This window comes from Saccharibacillus sp. WB 17 (genome assembly GCF_008634075.2).
Taxonomy (GTDB): Bacteria; Bacillota; Bacilli; order Paenibacillales; family Paenibacillaceae; genus Saccharibacillus; species Saccharibacillus brassicae.
Window position 1 is genome coordinate 247,188 of record NZ_VPFK02000023.1, and the last position, 21,220, is coordinate 268,407.

The following is a 21,220-nucleotide window of genomic DNA, read 5'->3' on the forward strand; positions in this document are numbered from 1 at the left end:
TACGCAACCGGATTCATTAATAAAAGGCTGTCCCGCTATACGGGACAGCCTTTTTCGGTTTTCGTTCCTGCGGTTCGGTTCGCCTCGTTCGGGCATCCTTAACCCAACCGATACACCGCCGCCTCGTAAGGCCGCATCTCGAACGTGTGCGCCTGCACTTCGCCGGGTTCGTAGTTGCTGAGGATCAGCTCGCGCAGGCGTTCGCACAGCCGCTCCGGACAGTGGAACGTCGGCGTGCCGCCGAAAAAGTTCAGCACGATCATCAGCGTCTCGTCTTCGAACGTGCGCGTGTACGCGTAGATGTCTTTGTCGAGCGGCAGCAGCAGGCGGTATTCGCCGTAGAGCAGCGTCCGGCTGACTTTGCGCAGCTCGATCAGCTTCTTATAGTAGTGGAAGACCGAATTCGGGTCGGCCACGGCCGAAGCGGCGTTGATCGCCTCGTAATCCGGCGCGACGCCGATCCACGGCTCGCCGGTCGTGAAGCCCGCTCCCGGCGAAGATTCCCACTGCATCGGCGTGCGCCCGGCATCGCGGGTATTGCGCCTTGCGATCTTGAGCGCTTCTTCTTCGTCCATGCCGCTTTTGCGCGCATGATCGAGGAAGTTCAGCGTCTCTTCGTCGCGGAAATCGGCCGCCGTTCGGAACACGCCGCCGACCATGCCGAGTTCTTCGCCCTGATAGATGGACGGCGTGCCTTCGAGCGTCATCAGCAGCGTCGCCAGCATCTTGGCCGACAATTCGCGGTATTCGCCCGTATGGCCGAACCGGCAAACCGAACGCGGCTGGTCATGGTCGGCGAGGTTGTTGGCATTCCAGCCCTGGCCGTGCAGCACGGTCTGCCAATGGCTGATCGCGTTCTTGATATCGAGCAGCGTCCAGGATTGCGTCGTCCAGCGCGCGATGCCCTGAGACGCATGGCTCAGCAGCATATGGTCGGAGTTGAGCACCATGTTCGCCTGGCCCGGCTCGTCGCCGATCGAATCGAGCGTCTGCGAAGGATCGAGGCCCGCCGCTTCGCCGATCGCCACGATATCGTAGTCCGCGCCGAGTTCGTCATGCAGTCTTTTTACGATTCCGTTCACCTTGTCCAGACTCGAGAACATCTGATACGCCCGCTCGACCGGCAGGTGCTGCGCATTCCCGGTCTCTTCGTCGTCGTGGCCTTCGGTCTTGACGACGTGGGCGATCGAGTTGAAATGGAAACCGTCCACGCCTTTGTCCGCCCACCATTTGACGATCTGGTACGCTTCTTCGCGCACCTGTTCGTTCTGCCAGTTCAGGTTCGGCTGCCGGTGGCTGTACAGATGCATATAATATTCTTCGGTGTCGGCGTCGAACTCCCACACCGAACCGCCGAAATACGAACCCCAGTTGTTCGGAAAGCCCGACCCCCGGCCTTCGCGCCAAATATAATAATTGCGTTTGTCACTTTGCTTGGAAGATCGCGATTGCTCGAACCACGGATGTTCGTTCGACGTATGGTTCAGCGGCATCTCCAGCATGATCTTCATGCTGCGGCCGTGCGCTTCTTCCAGCAGCCGGTCGAAATCGTCCATCGTGCCGAACTTGTCCATGATCTTCCGGTAATCGCGAATATCGTAACCGCCTTCATGGTCGGGCGAATCGAATACGGGCGTCAGCCACAGTACGTCCACGCCGAGTTCCTGCAAATAATCCAGCTTCGAGAGCACGCCGGCCAGATCGCCGACTCCGTCCCCGTTTGCGTCCATGAAGCTTTTGATATAGATCTCGTAAACGACGCTTTCTTTCCACCATTTCGGATTCATCGGGTGTTCCTCCTTCCGGTTTGCGAAGCAAAAAAAGCGGAAGGGCTGCCCTGTATGTGCCAGACGCCTTCCGCTTCCTTTCATTTACATAGACCGTACGCCAATTATCCTTTTCCGCCTTGGAACGAAGGATATTTGGTCATGCCTCCGTCGGCAAACAGCGTGATACCCGTCACGTAGCTGGATTCCGACGACGAGAGCCAGGCCGCGACCGCGGCAATTTCCTCGGGTTCGCCTACGTAACCCATCGGAATCATGCTCTCGACCTGTTTTTTCTGCTCGGGATCTTCGAATTTCTTCTTGTTGATCGGCGTGTTGATCGCACCGGGACCGATCGAGTTGACCCGGATCCCCTTCGGCGCGTACTCCAGCGCAAGCGTCTCGGTCATCATCTTGACCCCGCCTTTGCTCGCCGCGTAATGCACGAAGTGAGGCCATGGAATGATCTCGTGCACGCTGGACATGTTAATGACCGTGCCTTTGATGTTATGTTCCAGCATGTACGCGATCGCTTCGCGGCTGCCGAGGAAATAGCCGGTCAGATTGAGATTGATGACCTGATTCCAGTCTTCGAGCGACAGCTTGTGCGATTCGACTTCGTTCTCCTTGCCGGCGTTGTTGATCATGATGTCGAGTCCGCCGAACGTATCGTGCGCGGCCTGGATCAGTTTCTTGACGCCTTCCTCTTCCGAGGAACTGGCCTGAACCGTAATGGCTCGGCCGCCCGCCTGTTCGATCTCCCGCACCATGTCTTCAATGCCTTCGCTGTTGCTGTGGTAGTTGATGACGACGTTCGCTTTCTCGCGGCCGAGCCGCAGAGCGATCGATTTGCCGAGGCCCGATGCGGCTCCGGTGACGATCACCGTTTTTCCTTCCAGATCCGGATACATAACCATCCCTCCTCTTCTCCTTATTAGTACCCCGCTGTCCGCCGCAGAAACTTTCTTTTTTTCGCTGTCGCTTTTATCCGAAAAATTACCCCGGGTTAAGCTTGGGTTAATATTCGGCGGTTATAGTAAGGGTAGAGAGAAGCTTCAAACACCTCCCACAACGCACATAGACGGACGACCTCCATATAGCGACATCGCAGCGGCATTGAAGCACGATCAGGCAGTCCCGACGGATTGAACGGTCAAGACAGATCGAACAACCAAGACAGATCGAACAGTCAAGACAGAGGAACGAACAAGCACGAATCCATGAACCTATTCCGGAAAGCGAGGCACCTCGATGAAAACCATGAAAAAAACCGGCACGAAAAGCGCCGAATCGCGCAGCGCCAAGCCCTTGATCAAGAAAGCCGAACTGCCCGCCAGACCCCGCATCAATCTCAAAAGAATCTGGATCGTCGGCACGCTCGCGCTCGGCATCACGCTCGGCAGCAGTCTCGGCGGCGGCAAAGTCGAAGCCGAAGCGGTCTACCGCGACACGCCTCCTTCTTCGAGCGACGAGACGACCGGCGGCAAAGAAGCTTTCCTGTACGCGCTCGGCGCCCAGGACGAACAGCAGGTGTACGACCTGATGTATGAAGGCTTGTCGCTGCGCGAAATCGCCGCGCTCCGCGGAGGCAGCGAACAGCAGCTGATCGCCCTGCAGGTGAGTGAACTTGCGCAGCAGCTTGAGCAGCGCCTGGCCAACGGCCAGATCGACAAGGAAGCTTACATAGCGTACAGAGCCGAACTGCCGGAGATCGTGGCCGCGAGCTTGTCGTCGAGCATGGCGGGGGCGTGAGGGGTAGAACCGCTGCCGGCGGGCCAGCGGCGGCAATGCGGCGGTGAGGCGGATTGAAGCCGCGGTAGCTGGGCAATGGCCGGCGGTAGCGTGGCGGAGTGAGCCGCGGTAGTGCGAGGCAATGGCCGGCGGGCGGCAGCTCGGCGGAGTGAGCCGTGGCAGCATGATCGGGGAGCCCGCAGAGGCGGGGCCGGGGAACGGCAGGCCGCATGAAGCGGCTCCTTCGCGACAAAATCGAAAAAGAGCCGAAATAAGTGCTTAACTACACTTATTCCGGCTCTTTTTTGGCTTTTTTCACAATTAACGTCCTGGCGACACTTAATCGGCCGCTTTTGCCCGCGTTCGACTATTTTTCCGCAAAATAAGTGTACTTACGCACTTATTCCAAAAACAAACCATGCGCACGCAAAATTAACGACGTTTTCGCAGTTATTTCCACGACTCGCCCGCAAACGTCTCATTCCGCCATGCCGGGCTGGACGAGCCGCACGCCGAGGCGGCGGGTCAATCCTTCGATGCAGTCGGCCATCACCCGGTTGTGGTTCCATACAAACGCGGGACGGAAAAAGGGCGCCCACAGGTTCATCCAGCGCTTCTTCGTCCGCACTTCCCACGTGTAGCGGACGCGGGTGCAGTCGCCGACCTGCTCGAATTCAAGCCGTCCGCTGCCTTCGAGATGGCCGTCGGCGCGCAGTTCGATCAGGTTCGGGCTGCGCTTCTCCACGATACGTGCGGTAAAAGACAGCTTATACAGCATCCGGCTTCGGATCACGGTCAAATATTCGTCGCCGATCCCGTCGCCGGAAGGGCCCGATTTGATTTTGCGAATGCAACAGCCGCGCCACCAATCCGCCTGTTCCGGTTCTTCGATCAGTGTCCACAAAGCTTCCGTGCTCGTCTCCAACATCCAGTCGCTGACGAATCGGTATCCGTTCATGGCTTGTCGCCTCCCGACGCTTGAGTCTCTTCCCTTCATTAACACCAAGCGAGGAAATTGAACAGCGGGTCCGGGCAAAAAAGGACGGCAGGACGCCAGCGCCAGGCTTCCGGACGCCTTCACCCTGCACGCGGAGGGAGGCGGACCGGGCCGCGAACAGTCAGACGGCCGCTTTCGGTTTGAACGGATTCGGGAACGTCTGCCAATCCTGCTCCAGCTCCGCATCGGTCAGCAGCGCCGCATCCAGCGATCGTTCGATCGCTTCCCGGTCCATGCCGAGGCCGATCAGTACAAGCTTCGTCACACGGTCGCCCCAACGTTCGTCCCAATCCGGGGAATTCTCCAGCGATTCGCCTTCGCCGAAATAGAAGTCCCGTTCTTCCGGCGTCAGCGCCGATACCCACATCCCCGCGCTCGTAAATTCTTTGGAGCTTCCGGCCTGGCTGAACGAATACGCTTTGCGGTTGTCGAACGCCATCCAGACGATGCCTTTGGAACGCACGACCGCTTCCGGCCAGCGCGCCAACCATCGGCCGAAGCGTTCGGGATGGAACGGCACTTTTCTTTTATACACAAAAGAATGAATCCCGTACTCTTCCGTCTCCGGCGCATGTTCTTCCCGCTCCAGCTCCTGAATCCAGCCCGCCGAGACGCTGGCGCGTTCGAAATCGAACTTGCCGGTGTTGAGAATCTCCGCCGCATCGACCTGCCCGTTGATGGAGCGAATAAAGGTCGCCGTCGGCTGAAGGCTGCGCAGCACCTGTTCCAGACGGTCCAGCTCGGCCGGTTCCACCAGATCGCATTTATTCAAAATGAGCACGTCGCAGAACTCCACCTGTTCGACCAGCAGGTCGACGATGCTCCGCTCATCTTCTGCCTCGACTTCTTGTCCGCGGTCCCGCAGCTTCTCGCGCGACTGGTAGTCGTTCCAGAATTCCGCCGCGTTCACGACCGTCACCATCGTATCGAGCCGCGTCAGCTGCGTCAGGTCGATACCGTTCTCCTCGTCCACGTAGCTGAACGTCTGCGCCACCGGCAGCGGCTCGCCGATGCCCGTCGATTCGATCAGGATATAGTCGAAGCGTCCTTCTTCCGCCAGCCGCTCCACTTCCGTCAGCAGGTCTTCGCGCAGCGTACAGCAGATGCAGCCGTTCGACATCTCGACCAGCTTCTCGTCGATCCGCGACAGTCCGCCGCCGCCCCGGATCAAATCCGCGTCGATATTCACTTCGCTCATGTCGTTGACGATCACGGCGACTCGGAGTCCGGTCCGGTTGTTGAGCACATGGTTGAGCAGCGTCGTCTTGCCGGAACCCAGATAGCCGCTGAGAACGGTAACGGGGATGCGCCGGTCTTCGCCTGCCGGTTGTGCGTAAGGTTGGTTCATGGAGAGTTCACGCTCGCTTTCAAAAAAGGATGGGTGGAAAAAGAAGCTGGGCCTCAGGCTTGTATCTTGGGCGTGCGAGTTGGCTATTCGATATTAATCGTAATTATTACGATTAATATCGTTACCATCTTAACCACTTCCCCGCCGGCTTGTCAACGGAAGGTCGGAGAACGGGAGTTGAAAAGATTGGAGAACGACGATCCGCGATAGGGGTAAAAGAATTAGGAAGACGAAACTTGCCCCTGCTGCCGTAACGAAAAGGCACGGACTATCGTTCAATCGGAAACGGCTGCCGCGAGATTGGCCGATCAAAATTCGTTCGAAATAAGGAGGATTTCCATGAAACTGCCCGAAAATCTACGTCTGCTCGACTACATCATATTTTTCGTTGTCGTCGCGGGTCTCGGCATCCTCAACATCATGTCTCCCGGCCCGTGGCTCGCTCCCGTGATTCTATCGATTGCGGCCGGGATCGGTGCCAGCCTCATACTGGGCACTTTTACGAACGTGGTGTTTAGACGGCACCGCAAGTAGACGGTGCCGTTAGAATCCCCCGACATCCCGACATTCGAAAACAGCCAAAAAGCGCACGCAAAGCGTACGCTTCTCCGGGCTCTCCCGGGCTGCCCCAGTTCCTGCCCTCTCCCGATTCAATCCGCCCGGCGGGCGTTCGCGCCGCCGGTCATCTTCCATTGAAGTCCCATCATCGCCGCAATCATGACGAGCAGCAGCGACAGCGGCGCGGCAAACGTGCCGGCGGCATCATGCAGCAGCCCGATCGCGAGCGGGCCCAGCGCGCCGATCACGTAGCCGCCGCCCTGGGTCATCGCCGCCCAGCCGCCGGCTTCTTCCGGCGACTTGGCTTCCGCGATCGGCAGCATCAGCGCAAGCGGGAACAGTCCGCCGGCGCCGAGGCCGAGGCTGACGGCGGCCAGCAGCGCGGGAGCGCCGGCCAGCAGCAGGACGATCCCGGCCAGCTCGAACGTGCTGCACAGCAGCAGGACGATTCTTTTCTGCCCGAACTTCGCTACGATTCCGGGCACGATCAGCGATACCGGAATCTGGATCAAGGCGAACACGGTCAGACATACGGCGGCTTCGCCCGGCGTATAGCCGAGACTGACCGCGATCGGCGCGATCCATGCCGTCACCGAATAGAAGATGCCGGCCATAAGGCCGAAGAACAGCGTCAGCCGCCTCGCCTGCCGGCTGCGCAGAGGCAGAGAGTACGGCTTCCGCGCGGCCGATTCGCTGCGGCGGCGGGCCAGCGCCGCCCAGATCAGCAGCGCCGCCAGGCCCGGCAGCGCCCAGATGGCCAAAGCGAACGGCAGATGCTGCCCGCTGCGCTCGTAAAGCGGCACGGACAGACCGGACGAGAGTGCCGCTCCGGCTGTCATCGCCGCGGAATAGACGCTGACGACCGCGGGATGGGCGGGGAAATATTTTTTGATAAAAGCGGACAGCAGCGGACCGGCCAGGCTGATGCCGATGCCGCCGGCGACGGCTGTCATAATCAGCAGCGATACCGATTCGCCGATGCCGCGGAGCGCCGTCATGCCCGTAATGAGCAGCAGCGCTGCCCAGATCGTGCGTTCCAGGCCGATCCGGCCGCTGATACCCGCCGCAAGCGGCGCGAACAAGCCCATGCACAGCACCGGCAGCGTCGTCAGCAGGCTCGCGGCGGTGCCGCTCATGCCGAGATGGCTCTGGATCGTCGCGAGCAAAGGCGCAGCCGAAGTCATCAGCGGCCGCAGATTCAACGCCGCGACCACGATCGCCAGAATCAAATAAATTTTTCTCATCTCTACGCCTCCCTATACTCCATCGAATTTATGCCGAATCGACAGGATGCCGACTCGACTTCGACCTCAGTATAGGCATCGGACAATCATTGATCAATCCTATTATTTTTATTATTATGATAGTAAAAAACTATGATTGGAGCGAAACCGAAGTATGGATACGCGCAATATCCGGTATTTTCTCGCCGTGTACGAGCATCTGCATTTTACGCGGGCTGCCGAGCAGCTGGGCATCTCCCAGCCGACGCTAAGCCAGCAGATCCGCGCGCTCGAAGCGGAAGTCGGCATTCCGCTGTTCGATCGGATCGGCAAAAAAGTCGTCGTTACCGAAGCAGGCAAAATGCTGAAACATTACGGCACCAAGATGCTGCAGGCGGAAATGGATATCCAAACGGCCGCGACGGAACTCCGAGCGGGCAGCCAGGGCGAGATTCGCCTCGCGGCGCTGCCTTCGGATCTCGACTTTCGCCTCGTGCCGCTGTTCGTCCGGTTCAAGACCAAATACCCCGACACGCGCCTGCAGGTGATCTCGACCATTTTCGCGTACGAGGAAGTGCTCGGGCACAAGGTCGATCTGGGCATCGGGCTGCAGGGTCCGGCGGACGACCGGCTCACCCGTATTCCGCTCGGCTCGGAGCCGTACGGCCTGCTCGTTCGCGCAGGCAGCAAGCTGGCCGGCCGCAAACGGATCACGCTTGCGGACCTGCGCAGCCATCCGCTCGTCATGTATCCCAAAGGCTACGTGGGCCGCGACCTCGTCGACGAGACCTGCCGCAGGCAGGGCTTCGAATTGACGACGGCGATGGAGACCGATTCGGCCGTCTCGCTGCTCCAGCTCGTGTCCGCCGGGATCGGCGCGGCGGTGCAGCCGGTCGGACTGATCGGGCAAAACGGCGGCGCTTACCCGGACATCGTCGCCGTGCCGCTCTCCGGAGAAGTGCCGGTGCGGCATCTGGAACTGACCTATTACACGGATCGGTTCCTGACCGGCGCGCAGCGGGAACTGATCCGCTGGTTGACCGACTTTTTTGCGCCAATGAGACCTTTTCCCTGATTGCTCCGCCGTCTCTTTTGCACAGAAAAAAGCTCCCGGAACCTGAAGTCCGGGAGCTTTTTGACGTGCGCGGTGCAGCTTTTCTTACTTTTTAGCCAATTTCAGAACCGTTTCGTCCATCTGCTTGAACAGTTCTTCCTTCGTGATCTTCTTCGCCACATAGGCTTGCATCAGGGCGCCGAATTCCTGGCTTGTGCCGTCCGGCAGCTTAGGCCACTGCCAACCGAGCGTCTTGTCGGCCTGCACGTATTCCTGGATGCCTGCGGCGATATCGCCGAGCTGTTCCGGTTCGTACGTGATCGTCTTGAGCGCCGGGATGAATTTGAACTCTTCGACCGTGTAACGTTTGCCTGTCTCGGATGTGACCATCCAGTTGAGGAACTTTTTCGCTTCTTCTTTGTTCGCCGAGTCTTTGTTCACGACCCAGTTGTTCGGCACGCCGACGAAAATGTTGTCGTTCAGCGCGACGTCGTCGTTGATCGGCATCGGCAGGATGCCGATTTCGACTTCCGGATCGATTCCGTCGATCTGGACCTGCGTCCAGTTGCCCTGCTGCGTCATCGCTGCCATGCCGGAAGCGAATTCGGTCATTTGCGTGTTGTAGTCGGTCGTCAGGGGACGATCGTTGCTGAATTCCATCGTCAGGTCGACGAGGTCGATCCACTGGTTGAAGATTTCGTTGTCCGCTACGGACGTCTTGCCTTCTCTCCAGTCGGCGATGAATTTGTCCGGATCGGCCTGCTTGGCATACGCGTCATTGACCAAATGCTGGCCGATAACCCACCATTCCTGGTAGCCGTTCTCGAACGGCACGATGCCGGCGTCTTTGAGCTTCTGGGCCGCTTCGCGCAGAGCGGTAAGCGTCGTCGGAATTTCCGTGATGCCCGCCTGTTCGAACAGCGCTTTGTTGTACAGGAAGCCGTACCCTTCGATGTTCATCGGCAGGCCGTACAGCTTGCCGTCCATCGTCATAGGATCTTTGACGTTGTCGGTCAGATCGCCTACCCACGGCTGATCGGACAGATCTTCCATGCGGTCTTTCCACAGCTGCGCTTCGTTGTAGCCGCCGTTGTTGAAAATGTCCGGCTCGTCGCCCGAAGCGAACTTCGCTTTGAGGGCCGCGCCGTAATCCGCGCCGCCGCCGACCGTTTCGATCGTGATGTTGACGCCGGTTTCTTTTTTGTATTCGGCCAGCAGTTTCTCCATCGCGTCGGCGATTTCGACTTTGAACTGGAACATCTTGAGCGTAACGTCGGAAGCCGGCGCGTCGCCGTCTCCGCCCGAATCCGTCGTCCCTGCCGTCGTGCCGGTTCCTCCGGTCGCGCCGGTCTCCGGATTCGGCATGGCGCCTCCGCCTCCGCAGGCGGCGAGCAGCGAAACCATCAGCAGCAGCGCCATGGTAAGAAAGCTCGTTTTTTTCATGTGTACAGCCTCCCTTTTGTGTGTGTTGAAGCTTTTTTGTGCAATTCGTGCCAGATCTGACTCGCTCTTCCCATTCGTGCGGCGAGCGATTACAATAAGATTGCTTTTATGTGATATTGCGACTTGCCAGGGTATAGGGGGTACGGTTGGATCAACCTTTGACCGCGCCTGCCGCGATGCCGGCGATGATATGCTTTTGCAGCGCGAGGAAGAAGATGATGATCGGCGCGATGCCCATCAGCAGTCCCGCGAGCGCCAGATCCCACTGCTTCGTATACTGCGAGAAGAACGCGTTCGTGGCCAGCGGAATCGTGCGCAGATCCGCATTGCCCCCGACGATCAGGAGCGGCAGCAGGAAGTCGTTCCAGATCCAGAGCGTGTTCAGGATGAACACGGTGACGATCATCGGCTTGAGCAGCGGTACGACGATTCGGAAAAAGACGCCGAACGGCGAGCAGCCGTCCATGATGCCCGCTTCCTCGACTTCGATCGGTACCGATTTTACGAAGCCGTGGAACAGGAAGATGGTCAATGAAGCGCCGAAGCCGAGGTAACAGATGATGAGTCCCGGCAGATTGCCGGTCAGATTCAGGTTGGCCGCGACGCGGACCAGCGGAATCATGATCGACTGGAACGGAATGACCATCGCGGCGACGAACGCCATGAATACGATGTTGTTGAAGCGGCTCGGGTGCCGGACCAGCCGGTACGCGGCCATCGAACAAAACAGCGCCAGCAGCACGTTCGCCAGAATCGTAATGACGAGCGAGTTGGTGAAAGCTTTTGGAAACTCGAGAATTTCCCAGGCCCGCGTAAAGTTGTCGAAGGTGACCGCTTTGGGAAGCGCGGCCGAGTCCTTGAGAATATCGGCGAACTTCTTGAGCGAGTTGACGACGACGAAGTAGAACGGAACGAGGAACAGCAGCGCCAGCAGGACGGCGATCACTTCAAGCAGCAGCGTTCGCCCGGAATATTTGCGACCCGTCTCCATTTAGGACTGTACCTCCCTTCTCTTCGTGAACCAGACTTGCAGCGACGAGACGGCGGCGACGATGACGAAGAACAGAAGCGCTTTCGCCGTGCCGAGTCCGTAGTTGCTGTTCGTGAATGCCTCGGTGTAGATGTTGAGCGCCAGCGATTCGGTCGAACCGAACGGCCCGCCTCTCGTCAGCGACAAGTTGAGGTCGAACATTTTGAAAGCGTTGGACATCGACAGGAACAGGCAGACCGTGATGGCCGGCATGATCAGCGGGAACGTGATGAAGCGCAGTTTTTGCATATACCCCGCTCCGTCGATCTCCGCCGCTTCGATCAGCGAACGGTCGACGTTCATCAGTCCGGCGATGTAGATGATCATCATGTAGCCGGCCGCCTGCCAGACGAACACGATGACGATGCCCCAGAAGCCGGTCGCTTCCGTGCCGAGCCATTCAAGGTTGAAAAAGCCGATGCCGGTCGCTCTGCCGACAGCCGCGAAGCCGCGGATGAAGATGAACTGCCAGATGAAGCCGAGCAGCAGGCCGCCGATGACGTTCGGGATGAAGAAAAGCGTCCGCAGCAGGTTGCGCATCTTGAGCGGCTGCACGAGCAGCAGGGCGAGCAGGAACGCGATCACGTTGGTCAAGATGACGACCGCCAACGTAAATCGAATGGTGAACCAGAAGGAAGCCCAAAATTTCGTATCCGCGAACATCGCGGTAAAGTTGCGTGCCCCTACCCAGTTCACCGTAACCGCGACTCCGTTCCAGTCCGTGAACGAGTAATACATGCCCAGGAAAAACGGGATGACGACGATAACGACGAAGAAAAGCAGCGACGGACCCAGAAATACGCTCTGCATCAGTAAATTCATCCAGCGCTTGCGTCCTGCCAAAGTGGTGCACCTCCCGTTTCGGTCTTTATTTAAGCTGTGCGTTTATTATATGCTGAATAAGAAAGCGCTAACATGGAAAGAAATGACGAATACAGTGGACTATATTGACCTGCTCCGTCATTCGGGGTCCGGGAGAAAGGAGAGCCGTATGTTCCGCCATTCCATCCGCAGCAAATTGATCGCCTTTTTGGTCTTCGCCACCGCCCTGCCCATCCTGCTCTCCGCTCTGGTCGCCTACAATTTGACGAAGGAAAACGTCAAGCGCAGCGCGATCGAGGACAACGCCAGCCTGCTCTACCAGGGGCAGACGAATATCGTCAATTATCTCGATACGGTCAACAAGCTGTCCCTGCAAATTTACGACGAGTCGGTCTACGGCGACACGCTGATCGACATCATGCTGTCCGGCTCGGACGAGCTGGAAGCCGGCCTCGACCGCAACGACGTCATGGGCGCGCTGCGGCGGACGTATTATTCGATCGACGGCATCTATCAAGTGTTTTTGCATATCGACAAAAGCAGCAATTCGTATCTGTATTACGCGGGCAAACCGTACGGGCCGACCCGGCAGGACCCGCTGCCCGAGTATCGCAAATGGAAATCCCAGGCGTTCGCCGACGTGACGCACCGGGCCGGCACGTACCGGCTGCGCCCGGAGAACGAAGAACGTTCGACGGACGTGTTCACGTTCAACCGCGTCGTGTACAATATTCCGCGCAAAGAAAAAGCCGGGCTGCTGGCGATCGACGTGCGGATCGATTTTCTCCGCTCGCTGACCCAGCGTCTGGCGGCGGAGGGAGAGCAGGTGTATATCGTCGACCGCGAAGGACGGCTGATCGTCGGCCCGCCCGACCGGATCGGCCAGAAGCCCGAGGTGAACGGGCTGGACGAGGTGCTGGCGGCGAGCGGCGAATCGGGCTATACGGTGCAAAAAGACGGCAAAGACACGTTCCTGTTCTACGAGCGGGTCCGAAGCCCCCTGGCCGACTGGCTGATCGTCAAAAGCGTCGATACGGACACGCTGTACCGGCGCGAGCGCCAGATCCTGCTGCTGAACGCGGCGGTCGGCGCCCTGTCGCTGATCGTGGTCGTCGTGGCGACGGCGTTCATCTCGCTCAAGTTCACCCGGCCGATCCGCAAGCTGATCCGCGGCATGCAGCAGGTGGAATCGGGCGGCCAGCCGCTGGAACTGGAGACGGAGCGCACCGACGAATTCGGCGTGCTGTCGCGGCGGTTCGAAGGCATGGTGCGGCGGCTGAACGATTCGATTCTCAAGCAGTACCGGCTGGAGATCATGAACAAGACGAACCAGCTCCGGGCGCTGGAAGCGCAGGTCAATCCGCATTTCCTCAACAATGCCCTCCAGTCGATCGCGACGCTCGCGCTCAAAAAAGGCGACCGCGACGTCTACGGGCTGATCTCTTCGCTCGGGCGCATGATGCACTATAATATGCATGTCGGCGACGCTTTCGTGCCGCTGAGCCGCGAGATCGAATACGTACAGGATTATTTGGGGCTGCAGCGCCACCGGTTCCGTGACAGTTTCCGCTTCTCGCTCGAAATCGAGCCGGAAGCGCGAAACGTGCAGGTGCCGCGCATGATTCTCCAACCGCTGGCGGAAAATTATTTCAAGCACGCGGGCGAGACGTTCGAGCGCGAAGGCGTGCTGCGTATCCGCGCTTTTCTGCGACGGAGCGGCGAGGAACTGCCGCTGCCGGACTGGACGGAAGCCGAAGCGGCCGCGAACGGCCGGACGCCGGGCGAGCTGATCGTGATCGTGGCCGATAACGGGCCGGGCATCGAACCCGAACTTCGGCGCGAGCTGCAGGCGATGCTCGACCGGCCGCTCGTGTTCGGACAGAACACGGAGTCGGCGCATATCGGGCTGCGCAGCGTCGGCGACCGGCTCCGGCTCTATTTCGGCGACTCCGCCGCCGTCTTCCTCAGCCAGGCGCTCGACGGCGGCCTGCAGGTCACGCTGCGCATCCCCCTGTTCGCCGAAGGCGAATTCCGCAAGCCCTGAGTCGATACGACCGTTAACGATTATGCACAGAAGGAGAAGCGATCACCTATGAAAGTACTTATCGTGGACGACGAGACCCATGTCAGGGAAGCCATTCGCCTGTTGATCGATTGGGATCGCTATGAACCGGCCGAAGTGCTGGAAGCTTCAAGCGGCCGCGAAGCGGTCGCCCTGATCGAACGGCACGCGCCGCATATCGTGCTGACCGATATGATCATGCCCGCCGGAGGCGGCATCGACCTGCTGGAGTGGATCAGCCGCAGCGCGCCGGATACGAAGACGCTCGTCATCAGCGGGCACGGCGATTTCGATTTTGCCCGCCAGACGCTGCGCTACGGCGGCATGGATTACCTGCTCAAGCCGATCGACGCCGACCAGCTCAACGATTCGTTCTCGCGGGCTGTCCAGAGCTGGATGGCGAGCGAATCCAGCCGGCGGCAGATGCTGGCGCAGACGATGGAAGTGAACCGGTTCAAGCCGCTCTACCGGGACAAGCTGTGTTCCGATATTCTCGGCGGCCCCGCGGCCCGCGAGAGCGCGGAGCGGGAATTCAGCGGCGAATTCGAGCTGCTTCAACCTGCCGGCACGGTGCGCAGCGCCGTGATCCGGATGGACGAAGACTCGCCGCTGCTGATCAAGTATGCGGGGCGCACGGAACTGCTCTATTTCACGCTGGTCAACGTGGCCAACGAAGTGCTCGGCCGCGGCCGCGACGGCTATGCGTTTCGCAATCTGGGCCGCGAGCGCGAAGTCGCGATCTTCTTCTGGAACGGCGCCGCGCATGCGGGCGAACGGCTGCTGCGCACGAACGCCGGGCTCGAAGCGGTGCTCGGCGAGCCGCTGCATTTCGGGCTCGGCGGCTGCGCCGACGGGCTGTGCGACGGGCTGCGCGCGTCGTATCTCCAGGCCGAGGAAGCGCTGAAGAAGCGCCGCACGGCCGTCCCGGAGAAGATCGCGCCGGGCGCCGGTGCCGGCAGCGGCGCGGAGATCGCCCTGCAGGGCGACCGCTACATTCACGCGTTCGAAGGCGCTTCGGCCGGCGGGCCCGGCGTCATGGAAGAGATCGCGGCGCATATTCGCGAACATTACCGCGAAGAACTGTCGCTGCAGGACCTGGCGGACCGTTTCTTTTTGAGCCGCGAATACATCTCCCGCCGGTTCAAGCGGGAATTCGGCGAGAACGTCTTCGATTATTTGGCCAACGTGCGCCTCGAACGCGCCAAACGGCTGCTGCTCGACTCGGAGATGACGGTCGTGCGGATCGCCGATCTGGTCGGCTACCAGGACGAGAAATATTTCAGCCGCGTGTTCAAAAAATCGACCGGCTTCGCGCCGAACGAGTTCCGGCGCGAAGCCGGCACACCAAAAGGCAGAGGGTAACCTTCCCCTTTTCCTCCCCCCTCGCCGGCGCCTTCACCCGAAAGTGCACAGACGGACCTAAGAATGAAAAACCAAAAAAGCCGCGGCGCTCCGGTCTTCGTCCGCGTTCCTCAGAGGGAACGCGGACGAAAATCGATAGCGTGCGGCTTTTTGCGCTGTGCTGCGGAAAGGCGTTCTTCACACGGATATTCCGTGCGAAGAGCGGCCTTCCGCGCTGTTGAAGAGCGACCATTCGTCCTGTTGAAAAAAGGCTTTTCTTCGTGTTGGTATTGCTGTGGCTGTCGCTGTTCCTGTCCACGACGCCAGGCGTCAGACCCGGAACTGGCCGATCTCGCCCTGCAGTTCGCCGGACAGGCGGCTCAGCACTTCCGCCGAAGCGGATACTTCCTGCATCGAAGCGAGCTGCTGCTGCGAAGCGGCGGCCACGCCCTGCGAACGGGCCGAGATGTCCCGCGACAGTTCGGTCATGTCCCGCTCGGAGATCAGCGTCTGCTCCATGCCGGCCGATACCTGCTCGACGGCAGCGGCGGCTTCCTGCATGCGGCCGGTGATCTGCTGCAGCGAATCGTAGATGCGGTAGAACGACTCGCCGGCCTGATTGGCCGTCTGCGCGCCGCCTTCGACTTCGCGCGATCCTTCCTCGATCGCCAGCACCGCTCCCTGAAGCTTGTCGGCGATGCCGCCGAGAATCGATTCCACCTCGGCCGCGGCCGTGCGGGACTGCTCGGCCAGCTTCTTCACTTCTTCGGCGACGACGCCGAAGCCCCGGCCGTGTTCGCCGGCTCTTGCCGCTTCGATCGAAGCGTTGAGCGCGAGCAGATTCGTCTGCCCGGCAATGCCGCCGATCGTCTGCACGATCTGCGAGATCCGCTTCGATTCGCGTTCCAGTTCGTTGACCGCTTCCGAAGACCGGCCCACGGTCTCCTGGGCGAGGCGCATCCGCTCCATCGTCTCGCCGATCAGCTTGGTGCCTTCCTGCGCGCCTTCGAGCGCCATAATGGAAGCGCGCGAGACGTCGGACGTTGTGTCGGCCACGCGGCGCAGATTATGCCCGCCGTCTTCGAGCGCCAGCTTGTTCTCGTCCATGCCGGACATTTGGCGCTCCGCTCCGCTTGCGACGTTCATGATCGCGGCGGTGACGTGGTCGGCCGCTTCCGCCGCCTGCCCCGAATTTTTGAGCAGCATGTTCGAAGCGCCGGACACCTGCTCCGAACTGCTGCCGATTTTGACGATCAGGCCGCGCAAATTGTTTTTCATCAGATTAAACGCGTCCGCCATCTCGCCGATCTCGTCGCGGTTCGATACTTTGAGGTCTTCTCCGCGCAGGTCGCCTTCCGAAATCCTTTTCGCTTCTGCTGCGATCCGCGACACCGGACGCGCGATTTTGCGGCCGATCAGGAAAGCGATCAGCGAGCCCAGCAGCAGGCCTGCCGCGACGAGGACGATGATGATCGTCTCGATGCTTCTGACGTCGGCGGCGGTGTCCGCGATCGACGCTTCCAGCTGCGCGCGCTGCACGTCTTCCAACTGCTGCGAACGTTCGGCCAAGGCGTCGGCCAGCGGTACGCATTCGGCTTCGACGACGCGTGTATATTCCGCCAGGTTGTTCGCCTGCTTGAGTGCGATCAGCCGGCTGCCGACTTCGTCGTACTGCGTCTCCAGCGCGCCGATCTCGCTCAGCAGCGCCTGCGACTGCGCATCGACCAGCAGCGTGTCCAACCGTTCGAGCTTGGACAGCATGTTCGCTTTATTTTGCTGGAACGAATTCACATGGTCTTCATTGCCCGTAATAAGGTAGCCGCGCAAATTTTTGGCCTGAGCGGTCGCTTCGTATTTGACGTCGGCGATCGTCTGAATCTCTTCCACGCGCCGGTCGATAAGGTCGTTGTAATTCCGGTGTACCTGTTCAACCTCGTAGAAACTGAAAGAAGCCAGGAAAAGCGTAATCAGCAGCACTCCGGCAAAACCCGCGTACAATGTCCGTCCGATCGTCATTTTCATTCTTTTTTCCCGCCTTGTCCGTGAATTTGGTTGTTCCTTAATTCGTCGGCAGGCGGTAAGAAAAAAAGATCTTAGAGCCTGCTGTTGGTGCGTTGACCGTTGTATTGACCGTATGGAATGCGAGGGCTGCCGACTTCCTGCCCGGCCGAATCCGCAAAGGAAAAGGCCGTTCGAACAACGAATCGGACTCGCTTATGTACTAGGACATTTGGTGCCTTCCCGTCTCCGTTATCTATGGTTATTTAGACTCAATATTTAAATTTGAAACAAAAGAATGCGGCAAAGCCCTATTCACAAAAATGGTTCCTTGTACCTAAATTATACCTAAATTATTCATTTGTTCTCGCCTTGCGCTCCGCTGCGTCCGATTCGTAGGCGCTTCCGGGGAACCGGCTGCGGAGCGCGGCGCTTCCCTGCTGCCCGTTACGGGTATTAGAATAGAGAGAAGTCATGAGGCTGCACGCCGCGAAAAAGAGAAAAAGATCCGATCTCGACTATATTCCGATGCAAAGGCAGGTTGATGGTTATGTTTCTGTATCTGTTCCACGGCATGCTGCCGGAAGATCCACAGCTCGATAACGTCTATACGCTGAACGGCGGGGACGAACCCGTCTATCTGTTCGAAGCGGCCCATCCGTTGGAGACTTCGGTCGATTCGCGCTCCGCTTACCAGGCGATCGACAGCGCCGGCTCGTTGAACGGCGGCTTTGCCGTCCTCAACAACATTCCGGTCAGCGAAGACGGAAGAACCGCTTTTGAAGAACGGTTCCTCGGCCGCGCCCGCCGCGTCGAAGACATGCCGGGCTTCTCCGGCATCCGGGTGCTGCGTCCGCTGCAGGGCGACACGTACGTGATTCTGACGATCTGGCAGGATGAAGACAGCTTCAAGAGCTGGCAAAGTTCCGAGTCCTACAATCACGCCCACAAAAAGCGCGATACGTCCGAAGGGATCACGCAGCAGCGGCCGGAGATTTTCGCCCGCCCGTCGTTCGTGACCACGTACCGGATCGCGCCTTCGGAACCGGGCCGCGCGGCGGAATGCTGATCGGCGGCACGCCGGCGGCTGTGAGCATAAGTTTGTTTTGAATGTGAGCTCGGCAAAAAACCTTCGCGAATGGCTGCGAAGGTTTTTTTGCGGGCTTCGACGCGGAAACCGAGCCGGCGCGGCCCGGTTCCAGCCGACAGGCAGCGGCCTCGGCCGCAGCCGCGCGAAAACGGCAAAAAAACGACCGATTCCTTTGACGCTTTCGAAGGGCGCGTGATACATTTATAGAATCGGAATTTTGACGGAAACGGACGCCGGATCAACAAAACGGAGCGAGGAGAACGAACAGTGGAGAAAGCGATGACATCGAGATTTGAGAACAAGCCGTTCGGCGTATCCTCGGGGAAAGTGCCCCGCGCCGAGATCGCCGCGCCGGGCGGGCGCGAGCCGAACCGGCCGGGCGGAGACCGCGGCGAGCGGGACGCCGCCTATTTCCGGCTGCTGGAGCAGTCGGGTATCCGCCTCAACCCGGCGCAGGCCGCGGCGGTGCGCTGCACCGACGGACCGCTGCTGACGCTTGCGGGCGCAGGGTCCGGCAAGACGAGCACGCTCGTCTGCCGGACCGGCTACCTGCTCGACGTCTGCGGCGTCGATCCGTCCGGCATCCTGCTGCTGACCTTCTCCAGCAAGGCCGCGGCGGAGATGCGCGAGCGGATCGCCGGGCTGCCCGGCATCGACGCCTATGCGGCCGGACGCATCCAGGCCCGCACGTTCCATTCGTTCTGCCTGTGGCTGCTGTTCAGCCAGGGCATGCAAAAAGAAATTTTCGGCGATACGCGCCGCCAGCATATCCAACTGCAGCAGCTCATGCGCGAGCTGAGCCTGCAGGATGCCTATCCGCCGGAAAATCTGCTGGCGCTGCTGTCTTCCTACAAAGTCAACCTGATGACGGCCGACGACCTGCCGGACAAAAGCGATACCGACCGCCAGATGAAACGTATCCTGCTGCGCTACGAAGCATGGAAAGAAGAGACGGGCCGGATCGACTTCGACGACGTGCTGACCGGCGCCCACGCGCTGCTGAAGCAGCGACCGGAACTGCTCGACCGGCTGCGCCGCCGCTTCACCCACCTGATGATCGACGAGTTCCAGGACACGAACCTGCTCCAATACGAAGTGGTCAAGATGATCGCCGCGCCGCGCAACAATCTGATGGTCGTCGGCGATGACGACCAGACGATCTATTCGTTCAACGGAGCACGCAGCGAATTCATTCTGGAATTCGAGAAGCTGTATCCAAGAGCGCGCATCGTAACGCTCGATATCAATTACCGCTCCGTGCCGTCGATCGTTGGCCTCGGCAACGAAGTGATTCGGCACAACAAGATGCGCCGCAGCAAGACGCTGCGCGCCGCGAACGGCGGCGCCCTGCTGCCGGCTTATATGCGGCCGGAGTCGGCCGACGACGAAGCGACGGCCATCGTCGACCATATCAACCGCGAAGTGGCGGCGGGACGCCGGAACTACGGCGATTTCGCCGTGCTGTACCGCTCTTCGAGCAGCAACCGCGCGGTGCTGGAGCAGCTCGTCATCCGCGATATTCCGCATATCGATTACGGCGACGGGCGGCTGCTGTACGAGCATTGGCTCGTCAAGCCCGTGCTCGACCATATGCGGCTGTCGATCAACCGCCGCGATTTCGACGCGATGCCGAGCGTGCTGCCCACGCTGTACATCGCCCGCGACAAAGGCATGGCGCATATTCGCCAGACGGACGAGGCGCGGCCCAAAAAAGGGCCGCTCGTCCATCTGCTGACGCTGCCCGGGCTGAAAGAATTCCAGCTCGACAAGATCCGCCAGCGGCTCGAAGTGATCCGCTCGCTCAAAGGGCTGGTCCCGGCCGCCGCGGTGACCCAGATCCGCCAAAGCTTCTACGACGCCTATATCCAGGCGGGCGAGCACAGCGAGCAGACCTCGCACCGCGAGATGCTCAAGGAGATGCTCGACGAACTGGAGACGTCGGCCGGACGCTTCGACTCCATCGTCTCGTTCCTCGCCTTCGTCGACGACATGCTGCTGCGCAACCAGCAGACCGCGGCCGTCAAATCGCAGGCGCAGGGCAACCGGGTCGCCCTCATGACCATTCACAAGTCCAAAGGCCTGGAATTCCCGGCCGTCTTCCTGATCGGCGCGTCCGAAGGCACGCTGCCGCATGCCTCCGCGCTCGGCGCCGATTCGCTGCGCGATACGCGCGTCGGCCTCGAAGGCGAAGCCAGCTACGCCGAGGCGCTCGAAGAGGAGCGCCGGCTGGCTTATGTCGCCGTGACCCGGGCGAAAGAGCAGCTGTTCGTCAGTTCGCCCGCCGTGCAGCGGGGCAAGAAAGCCGCCGTGTCGCGCTTTCTCCTGTCCGCTTTCGGACAGGAGACCGCGGCTTCGGACGCTGCGGTCCGCGCCGAATACGGCGGCCGGCGGGGCGGAGCGCCCGACCCGGGCCGGTTCGGCAAGGTCCGCGCCGACCGCTTCGGCCGCAGCGGCGCCTCGTCCGCGGCCGAGGCGCCGGTCCGGACGCAGAGCGTGCCGGCGTGGCTGTGCACGTCCGGCTCCTGCGTCGCCTGGACGCGGATCATGCACAGCAAAGACATGAACGCGGCACACAAACCGTGCCCGCTGTGCGGATCGCCGATGAGAAAAGGACGCAAAGACGTCCCCGTCTGAACGCCGGCTTCGATTTCGACCCCGAACTCGGGTTCCGCATCCGCTTCGGCTTCAGGCTCCGCCCCGAATTCGGGTTCCGCTTCGGCTTCGATTTCACGCCGCAGTTCAACCGACGCATACAAA

Annotated in this window: 16 protein-coding genes; 7 read left to right on the forward strand and 9 right to left on the reverse strand. The window is 60.1% G+C overall.

Annotated features, from left to right (window positions below; genetic code table 11):
- Positions 1 to 98: 98 nt before the first annotated feature.
- Together FTE24_RS12490 and FTE24_RS12495 are read right to left on the reverse strand one after the other, a co-directional pair.
- Entirely contained in the window at positions 99 to 1,787 is a 1,689-nt protein-coding gene (locus FTE24_RS12490) for a glycoside hydrolase family 13 protein (RefSeq protein WP_150233647.1), read from the reverse strand.
- A gap of 104 nt (positions 1,788 to 1,891) precedes the next feature.
- Positions 1,892 to 2,677, reverse strand: coding sequence for a glucose-1-dehydrogenase (locus FTE24_RS12495; protein WP_150233976.1), 786 nt, complete (start codon positions 2,675 to 2,677; stop codon positions 1,892 to 1,894).
- A 340-nt stretch (positions 2,678 to 3,017) separates the two neighbouring features.
- Between FTE24_RS12495 and FTE24_RS12500 the strand changes: the two genes are divergently transcribed.
- The gene (locus FTE24_RS12500) at positions 3,018 to 3,518 is read left to right on the forward strand and encodes a hypothetical protein (RefSeq protein WP_150233649.1); all 501 of its coding nucleotides are present in this window, start codon (positions 3,018 to 3,020) and stop codon (positions 3,516 to 3,518) included.
- A 457-nt stretch (positions 3,519 to 3,975) separates the two neighbouring features.
- Here the strand turns inward: FTE24_RS12500 and FTE24_RS12505 are convergent, their stop codons facing one another.
- Together FTE24_RS12505 and FTE24_RS12510 are read right to left on the reverse strand one after the other, a co-directional pair.
- On the reverse strand, positions 3,976 to 4,455 hold the full coding sequence (locus tag FTE24_RS12505; protein WP_150233651.1) for a polyketide cyclase: 480 nt from the start codon (positions 4,453 to 4,455) through the stop codon (positions 3,976 to 3,978).
- 160 nt (positions 4,456 to 4,615) lie between these two features.
- Positions 4,616 to 5,842 carry a GTP-binding protein gene (locus FTE24_RS12510; protein WP_150233653.1) on the reverse strand — a complete coding sequence of 409 codons (1,227 nt, stop codon included), beginning with the start codon at positions 5,840 to 5,842 and terminating at the stop codon, positions 4,616 to 4,618.
- Positions 5,843 to 6,181: 339 nt separating this feature from the next.
- Here FTE24_RS12510 and FTE24_RS12515 point away from each other — a divergent pair, with 339 nt between their 5' ends.
- A complete protein-coding gene (locus FTE24_RS12515; protein ID WP_150233655.1) occupies positions 6,182 to 6,376 on the forward strand; it encodes a hypothetical protein in 195 nt (64 codons plus the stop codon).
- 116 nt (positions 6,377 to 6,492) lie between these two features.
- Here FTE24_RS12515 and FTE24_RS12520 read toward each other — a convergent pair whose 3' ends face one another.
- A complete protein-coding gene (locus FTE24_RS12520) occupies positions 6,493 to 7,644 on the reverse strand; it encodes an MFS transporter (RefSeq protein WP_150233657.1) in 1,152 nt (383 codons plus the stop codon).
- Positions 7,645 to 7,798: 154 nt separating this feature from the next.
- Between FTE24_RS12520 and FTE24_RS12525 the strand changes: the two genes are divergently transcribed.
- A complete protein-coding gene (locus tag FTE24_RS12525; protein ID WP_150233659.1) occupies positions 7,799 to 8,698 on the forward strand; it encodes a LysR family transcriptional regulator in 900 nt (299 codons plus the stop codon).
- An 84-nt stretch (positions 8,699 to 8,782) separates the two neighbouring features.
- Here the strand turns inward: FTE24_RS12525 and FTE24_RS12530 are convergent, their stop codons facing one another.
- The 3 genes from FTE24_RS12530 to FTE24_RS12540 form a co-directional block, all read right to left on the reverse strand.
- Positions 8,783 to 10,120, reverse strand: coding sequence for an ABC transporter substrate-binding protein (locus tag FTE24_RS12530; RefSeq protein ID WP_150233661.1), 1,338 nt, complete (start codon positions 10,118 to 10,120; stop codon positions 8,783 to 8,785).
- 151 nt (positions 10,121 to 10,271) lie between these two features.
- Positions 10,272 to 11,111, reverse strand: coding sequence for a carbohydrate ABC transporter permease (locus FTE24_RS12535; protein WP_141448104.1), 840 nt, complete (start codon positions 11,109 to 11,111; stop codon positions 10,272 to 10,274).
- Positions 11,112 to 11,972 carry a carbohydrate ABC transporter permease gene (locus FTE24_RS12540; protein ID WP_141448103.1) on the reverse strand — a complete coding sequence of 287 codons (861 nt, stop codon included), beginning with the start codon at positions 11,970 to 11,972 and terminating at the stop codon, positions 11,112 to 11,114. It abuts the gene before it with no gap.
- Positions 11,973 to 12,141: 169 nt separating this feature from the next.
- Between FTE24_RS12540 and FTE24_RS12545 the strand changes: the two genes are divergently transcribed.
- Both FTE24_RS12545 and FTE24_RS12550 read left to right on the forward strand, forming a co-directional pair.
- Positions 12,142 to 14,016, forward strand: a complete 1,875-nt coding sequence (locus FTE24_RS12545) for a cache domain-containing sensor histidine kinase (protein ID WP_160441747.1) — start codon at positions 12,142 to 12,144, stop codon at positions 14,014 to 14,016.
- 48 nt (positions 14,017 to 14,064) lie between these two features.
- Complete coding sequence (locus FTE24_RS12550) at positions 14,065 to 15,396, forward strand: response regulator (protein WP_150233664.1); 1,332 nt, start codon at positions 14,065 to 14,067, stop codon at positions 15,394 to 15,396.
- A 309-nt stretch (positions 15,397 to 15,705) separates the two neighbouring features.
- Here FTE24_RS12550 and FTE24_RS12555 read toward each other — a convergent pair whose 3' ends face one another.
- On the reverse strand, positions 15,706 to 17,397 hold the full coding sequence (locus FTE24_RS12555; protein WP_150233666.1) for a methyl-accepting chemotaxis protein: 1,692 nt from the start codon (positions 17,395 to 17,397) through the stop codon (positions 15,706 to 15,708).
- A 526-nt stretch (positions 17,398 to 17,923) separates the two neighbouring features.
- Here FTE24_RS12555 and FTE24_RS12560 point away from each other — a divergent pair.
- Positions 17,924 to 18,442: an antibiotic biosynthesis monooxygenase family protein gene (locus FTE24_RS12560; RefSeq protein ID WP_150233668.1), complete on the forward strand. Its 519-nt coding sequence runs from the start codon at positions 17,924 to 17,926 to the stop codon at positions 18,440 to 18,442.
- 300 nt (positions 18,443 to 18,742) lie between these two features.
- The gene (locus tag FTE24_RS12565; RefSeq protein WP_150233670.1) at positions 18,743 to 21,097 is read left to right on the forward strand and encodes a UvrD-helicase domain-containing protein; all 2,355 of its coding nucleotides are present in this window, start codon (positions 18,743 to 18,745) and stop codon (positions 21,095 to 21,097) included.
- Positions 21,098 to 21,220 lie beyond the last annotated feature (123 nt).